This window comes from Lysinibacillus sp. A1 (assembly GCF_000801965.1).
GTDB classification, from domain to species: Bacteria; Bacillota; Bacilli; order Bacillales_A; family Planococcaceae; genus Lysinibacillus; species Lysinibacillus fusiformis.
Map to the genome: position 1 here is coordinate 1 of NZ_JSZM01000016.1, position 6,381 is coordinate 6,381.

The window sequence follows — 6,381 nt, forward strand, 5'->3', positions numbered from 1 at the left end:
TCTTCATTCTATGCTACTCATACAGCATGAATAAGGTGGGAGCGTTTTGCTTGTACACTTGCTAGCATCTCGCTTGCAGCCTGTTGTTGGAGCTTAGTCAATTGCCCTGCCCACTTTAATATATGCTTTCTCGTTTTAATTACTTGAGGGCCTGTCCATATCATCAACTGCGTACAGCTACTCACCCTGCCCATTCGAATACAATGTCGACAATATAAACATTGCTGCTGACATTTTGAACAATCGAATATCGTGAATAAATATGGGTCTATATTATGGCAACGATTGCATTTGGTGACCGGCGTCAATTCAATTCCTTCTATTATACGGAAGTAATTTTGCTTAATTGCTCGATCAGTATCTATAGTTGAAAATGGAGAATGAGGCTTTAACCAAATACGGCCCTCATGAAAATCTCTTAACGCTGGTGGTAACAGCCAACCTTTATATCTCAAGATGATCTCTCCCTTCATAGAAAAAAGCCTCTACTGTTACGTAGAGACTTTCATCGGTTGCATTTATTTTTTGGTCCAACCTAAGCCCATGGATCCTTCTCCTAAATGAGTACCAATAACAGGACCAAAATAGCTTAATTTAAAGTTGACGTTTGGGTACGTTGCGGCTAATTGTTCTAGCCATTCTTGCGCTTCTGCTGGGCAATTGCCGTGAATGACCACAGCATCCATGGCATCATATTTTTTAGCATCCTCTGCTAGCAGTTCCTCCGCACGCTTTAAAGCTTTTTTACGTGTTCGGATTTTTTCGAAAGGAACAATTACCTTGTCCACAAAATGAAGGACAGGCTTCACTTGTAAAAGGCCACCGATTAAGGCTGCAGCAGAAGACAAACGCCCACCACGTTGTAAATGTGCTAAGTCGTCTACAATGAAGTAAGCACGAATATACTGCTGCATGTCCGCCAATGCTGCAAGTATTTCTTTGGCTGAATAGCCCTCTTTCGCCATTTCAGCTGCTCTTAAAACGTAAAAGCCTTGAACAGCACAGGATATTTCACTGTCAAAGGCATACACATCAATACCTTCCACCATTTCACCTGCCTGCACTGCACCTTGGTATGTTCCACTAATTCCACTCGATAAATGGATAGAAATAACCTCATCGTAATCCTTTGCTAGCTCATCGAAAAGAGCGACAAATTCTCCGATTGGAGGCTGTGTTGTTTTGGGGAATTCTTTGGCACCACGCACCTTATCATAAAATTCAGATGCTGTGATATCTACTTCTTCTGCAAATAATTGGCCTGAAATATTAACACTTAAAGGTATCATATGGATGTTTAAGCGTGCACGTTCCTCAGCTGTATTATATGCAGTACTATCTGTTACGATTGCCGTCCTCATCTATGTCCACTCTCCTATGTTTCATAGTTTACAATCTATTTCATCTTGGTGCAATTGTTGTTGGGTTTCTCACAGATTTAGAATGAAAACAAAAAGAAATGAATGTGATGAAGGACGAACGTATATTTTACGTTTTGGTCATTCGACAATGAGCTAGTAGCTAACTAGTCTCCATTTCACATTCATTTCCTATGTATAGTAGGCGTATCTTCACTCAATTCTATGTTGAATGAAGATCGCTCCTCTTAATTGCCTGTACTTGACTGTGAGTCATCGCCAATATAAAAGACGCTTGTTACTTTCCAATCATCATCTTCTTTGACAAAGACCGTTACCTGTCGTCCTGCGCTTTCATGCTCGACATTTGTTTCGAGTTGAAGAGAATGCATTTTCATGTTGGCAAATACTTGAGCTTCTTCTGACTCGTATTTGGCAATCGTTACATTTTCGACATCACGCTTTATATCAAATTGATCGAACACTTCTGTTGCATATGTTTTTTCTTCATCATATTTAAAACCCTTTGGATTTTTCGAAATCGTTTTCATATAGCGGTCGATTTCCTCCGCATTTAGGGCTGCAATATATTCATCGAAAGAAGCTAAAATAGCTTTTTCATCTGCTGCTGGTACGTTTTCTGCTTTTTCTACATTACCGCCCATCATCTCAAAGCCAACGGTACCATCCTCTATTACCTTTTCTCGATCGTCATCACTAATCTTCTCTTCTTTATTACCACATGCAGTTAAAGTGAATACAAATAAAATTAAAACTGCTAGAAAACTTTTCTTTAACATCACAAAACCTCCCGCGCATATTGTAGCATATAAATGCTGTCGTAGGAATTTTGTTGTGCTTTTTCAACATTTAGGTGCTACATCTTCCTTATGACGTATTCGGCAGTAAAATGTTGCATGATCTGACTGTTTCCATATTTAATACCTACTAACAGGACGAAAGAGCAATGTTACAAATTTGTGAAAGGCGATCCAATATCTTTAATAGGCCATTCAAATAGTTACTAAAAAACAATAAAAAACTGTTTTAAAAACTACTTCTATACAAAGTAGCTTTTAAAAACAGTTTTAATCATTATCGTACTTCAACCCAACCATTTTTAATGGCTGTTACAACGGCTTGTGTACGGTCATTCACATTCATTTTTTGTAAGATGCTTGATACATGGTTTTTAACTGTTTTTTCAGAGATAAACAGTGTCTCACCAATTGTACGGTTTGATTGACCATCTGTTAATAGCTGTAATACTTCACATTCACGTTTTGTTAGTAAATGGAATGGACGGCGAATTTCCGTTTGGTGGAAGTTACCTTTATTTTCGTGTTCTGAAAGTCTCTTGAACTCTGCCACTAAATTTTTTGTTACTTTTGGATGTAAGTAAGATCCACCGTTTGCAACAACTTTAATAGCCTCCACGATTTCATCTGCATCCATTTCTTTTAGCATATAGCCAAGAGCGCCTGATTTTAATGCATGTGTCACATATGTTTCATCATCATGGATGGACAGCATAATGACCTTCGCATCAGGAAATTCATTAATTAACTCTGATGTTGCTTCTACGCCATTTTTGCCTGGCATGTTAATATCCATCAGTACTACATCTGGTTCGTTTTCAGCGTATAACGTTACCACATCAGTACCATCATCACCTTCTGCTACTACGTCAAACGTATCTTCAAAATCTAAAATACGTTTTACTCCTTCACGGAATAGCTGGTGATCGTCTACAATAATAATCTTTGTCATTTGTCTTTACCCCCTAAATTTCTGCAACAGTTACTTTACTTCTAACGGAATTTTAAATAACACCGTTGTACCTCGGTTGATTTCACTAGTAATAGTAATTGTACCATTTAAAATTTCAATTCGTTCTTTCATTCCTAAAATCCCAAAGGAATGGTCTTTCACTACTTGTTGGTCAAAGCCTATACCATCATCTTTAACAACGATATTAACAGCATCTTTTAACCATTCAAGCTTGACCCAAATGTCTTTACATTTTCCATGCTTCATGGCATTTGTTACGCACTCTTGCACGAGTCGGAAAATGGATACTTCATAATTGGAAGGTATACGTTTTTCTGTACTTCTCGATTGGAAATGAATGTCGACACCTGGATTATATTCAGTGACTGTTGATAAATACTTCTTTAATGTCGGAATAATTCCCAAATCATCAAGTGCCATTGGTCGTAGATCATAAATAATACGTCGCACCTCAGATAATGCGTTTCGCACCGTTTTCTTTAAATCAGCAATTTCTGCTAATGCATTTTCTATGCCTTTTTCACGATACGTTCTATCTATTAAATCAGTGCGCATTAGTACATTTGCAAGCATTTGAGCAGGTCCATCATGAATCTCTCTGGACAAACGTTTACGCTCCTCTTCTTGAGCTGCAATAATACGTATCCCAAAATCTTGCTTCATTTTTGCTTGTTCAAGCGCTAAACCAACATTTTTTAAATCTGAAGTTAAGTAATTCAAAACGACATTTACCTGATTGACAATATGATCAGCACGTTCAATCGTATCGAGTAATCCTCTTAATCTTCTCTCTAGATCATCTCTTTTATCGCGTAGCTGTTTTTCTTGCGTTCTAATAACGGAGAGCTTTACTTGAAAATCATGTGCAGTTTCATATGCTTCTCTAACTTGTTCTTCGGTATAATTATCAAAAGCTTTACTTACTAAGACAAGTCTTTGTTTAGCAAGCTGCGTACTTTTTTCCAATGCATCGCCTTCATCAATTACAATTGATATTTGTTTTCGAACAATTTCTAGCTCTTTTTGCATATCTTCAAAGCTTCTACGGCTTTGTTCGCTTATAATAAAGATATCATCCTTCGAGCTCATGATTGTATCTAACATTCGATTAAAAATGTCATCAAGCGACTTTAAATCGAAGGTATCATTTGAAAACATACTATACTCCCCAGTCTAATGTCTTATGATTACTTACTATTTTAATAGACCAAATTCTTATATTCCATAGTCTACACCTATTATAGCATTACCATGCTAAAATTTAATGCTTTTTCTTTACGAAAATTATAGAATAGAACTCTAGTTAAAAGGAGATTGATACGGATGAGAGAAAACTATTTAACAGTAAAAGGATATGGTGAAAGCGAAATTGTTATTTCTAAATCCCGCTTTCTCACTTATATAGAACGTGCAGAAACGGAAGAGGATGCAATTTCTTTTATAGATCGTATAAAAAAAATGCATCACAACGCAACACATAATTGCTCAGCCTATATAATCGGCGAACATGATAACGTTCAAAAAGCGAATGATGACGGGGAACCTAGCGGTACGGCTGGCGTCCCTATGTTAGAGGTCTTAAAAAAACAAGGCCTAAAAGATACGGTCGTCGTTGTGACTCGCTATTTTGGAGGCATTAAACTCGGCGGTGGCGGTCTTATACGTGCATACGGAAAAGCAACAACAGAAGGTCTTATTGCCGCGCAAGTAGTTGAACGCAAGCTCCATCATTTCATGAAGGTTGCCATTGATTACACATGGCTTGGAAAAGTCGAAAACGAAGTAAGAGGTTCGTCCTATTCGTTGGAGGACATCCGTTATTTAGAGGGTGTCGAAATCATCGTCTCTGTGCTAAAAGAAGAAGAGGAACAGTTCCGAAGCTGGATGACAGAAATCACGAATGGACAAGCATCCATCACATTCGAAGATGCTCAATTTATAGAATTTATTGTCAAATAAATAGTTTTAATTGTCGAAACTAAATATGCATAGTATAATTTTTTTGTTAGGCTATTTTTATGGACCACACGTTTACTTCTTTAGTAATTGAATAAAATTTAGCTTTATCGCATTATTATTCCCAATAATAAGAGGAGAATATATCCAATATGAAAAAAAGATCTATTAATAAGTTCAAAAAGAGATCTTCTAAAGCTTCCTTAATTATAAAAGTTACACTACTCCTAGTTGCTAGCTTAGTGATTTGTGTTACTGCTTATGGTGTTTACCTTACAAAACAGGTAGAGCATGCGGCAAACTCAGCCCATGAAGTATTAGAAGGTCGGGAAGTTTCTAAGCTCCGTGAGGAAAAAGTAGAACCGGTACATGATAATGTTTCTATTTTATTTGTCGGAGTCGATGATAGTGATAATCGTGGACAAGGTTCTGATCATTCACGTTCGGATGCGCTTATTTTAGCAACGTTAAATAATAAAACACATACCATTAAAATGTTAAGTATCCCTCGTGATTCTTACGTTTATATTCCTAAGGTCGGTTATAAAGATAAAATCACTCATGCCCACGCGATGGGTGGAACCCTTACTACTATTGAAACAGTAGAACAATTATTCGATATCCCAATCGACTACTATGTACGTATGAACTTCAATGCCTTCATTGATGTTGTCGATGCTTTAGGCGGTGTTGAGGCAGAAGTACCGTATGCCCTACACGAATTAGACGAATTTGATAAGTTTACAATCAACTTACAGCCAGGACTACAGCATTTAAATGGTAGTGAGGCACTAGCCCTTGCAAGAACACGTAAACAAGATAGCGATATCGAACGTGGTAAACGTCAACAGGAAATTCTTTCAGCTATTATTAAAAAAGTAGCATCTGTTGGTTCCATCACCAAGTATGATGATGTAATTAAAGCACTTGGTGATAATATGAAAACAGATATGACATTTACTGAAATGAAGTCCTTCTTGTCATACTTATCAAAAGGGGCTCCACGTATCGACACTTTAAATTTGGAAGGTACAGATGATATGTCTACTGGTATTTATTATTACCAGCTAAATCAGGATTCTGTGGAAGAAACAAAGGAAATATTTAAAAACCATCTTGGCCGAAATGAAGAATCATCAAGCCTAACATCAAGTGGCAGCAACAATACTGGAACTGATAGTGCTGCTAGCGATGAAAATTCAGTTGTCGAATAATCAGTTCGTATAACAATAAGACCTTTCAGATCATAGACAAAATTGAACTGCACCCCGTCAAG

General features: G+C 37.2%; 7 protein-coding genes. 2 read left to right on the forward strand and 5 right to left on the reverse strand.

What is annotated here, in order from left to right:
* Positions 1–17: 17 nt before the first annotated feature.
* From PI85_RS14570 to PI85_RS14590, 5 genes are all read right to left on the reverse strand, one after another.
* Positions 18–455, reverse strand: a complete 438-nt coding sequence (locus PI85_RS14570; RefSeq protein ID WP_235318491.1) for a hypothetical protein — start codon at positions 453–455, stop codon at positions 18–20.
* Positions 456–518: 63 nt separating this feature from the next.
* On the reverse strand, positions 519–1,361 hold the full coding sequence (locus tag PI85_RS14575; RefSeq protein ID WP_008178870.1) for a DegV family protein: 843 nt from the start codon (positions 1,359–1,361) through the stop codon (positions 519–521).
* Positions 1,362–1,606: 245 nt separating this feature from the next.
* Complete coding sequence (locus PI85_RS14580; protein WP_025116712.1) at positions 1,607–2,158, reverse strand: DUF3225 domain-containing protein; 552 nt, start codon at positions 2,156–2,158, stop codon at positions 1,607–1,609.
* A 295-nt stretch (positions 2,159–2,453) separates the two neighbouring features.
* Positions 2,454–3,128: a response regulator transcription factor gene (locus tag PI85_RS14585; RefSeq protein ID WP_008178876.1), complete on the reverse strand. Its 675-nt coding sequence runs from the start codon at positions 3,126–3,128 to the stop codon at positions 2,454–2,456.
* Positions 3,129–3,158: 30 nt separating this feature from the next.
* Positions 3,159–4,307: a sensor histidine kinase gene (locus PI85_RS14590; protein WP_025116710.1), complete on the reverse strand. Its 1,149-nt coding sequence runs from the start codon at positions 4,305–4,307 to the stop codon at positions 3,159–3,161.
* 165 nt (positions 4,308–4,472) lie between these two features.
* Here PI85_RS14590 and PI85_RS14595 point away from each other — a divergent pair, with 165 nt between their 5' ends.
* Both PI85_RS14595 and PI85_RS14600 read left to right on the forward strand, forming a co-directional pair.
* Positions 4,473–5,108, forward strand: a complete 636-nt coding sequence (locus tag PI85_RS14595; RefSeq protein WP_036123162.1) for a YigZ family protein — start codon at positions 4,473–4,475, stop codon at positions 5,106–5,108.
* 149 nt (positions 5,109–5,257) lie between these two features.
* Positions 5,258–6,319: an LCP family protein gene (locus PI85_RS14600; protein ID WP_036123159.1), complete on the forward strand. Its 1,062-nt coding sequence runs from the start codon at positions 5,258–5,260 to the stop codon at positions 6,317–6,319.
* Positions 6,320–6,381: the final 62 nt, after the last annotated feature.

Coding starts and splice junctions, on each gene's coding strand:
- PI85_RS14595 (WP_036123162.1), top strand. CDS start 4,473: ATGAGAGAAAACTATTTAACAGTAAAAGGATATGGTGAAAGCGAAATT.
- PI85_RS14600 (WP_036123159.1), top strand. CDS start 5,258: ATGAAAAAAAGATCTATTAATAAGTTCAAAAAGAGATCTTCTAAAGCT.
- PI85_RS14585 (WP_008178876.1), bottom strand. CDS start 3,128: ATGACAAAGATTATTATTGTAGACGATCACCAGCTATTCCGTGAAGGA.
- PI85_RS14575 (WP_008178870.1), bottom strand. CDS start 1,361: ATGAGGACGGCAATCGTAACAGATAGTACTGCATATAATACAGCTGAG.
- PI85_RS14580 (WP_025116712.1), bottom strand. CDS start 2,158: ATGTTAAAGAAAAGTTTTCTAGCAGTTTTAATTTTATTTGTATTCACT.
- PI85_RS14590 (WP_025116710.1), bottom strand. CDS start 4,307: ATGTTTTCAAATGATACCTTCGATTTAAAGTCGCTTGATGACATTTTT.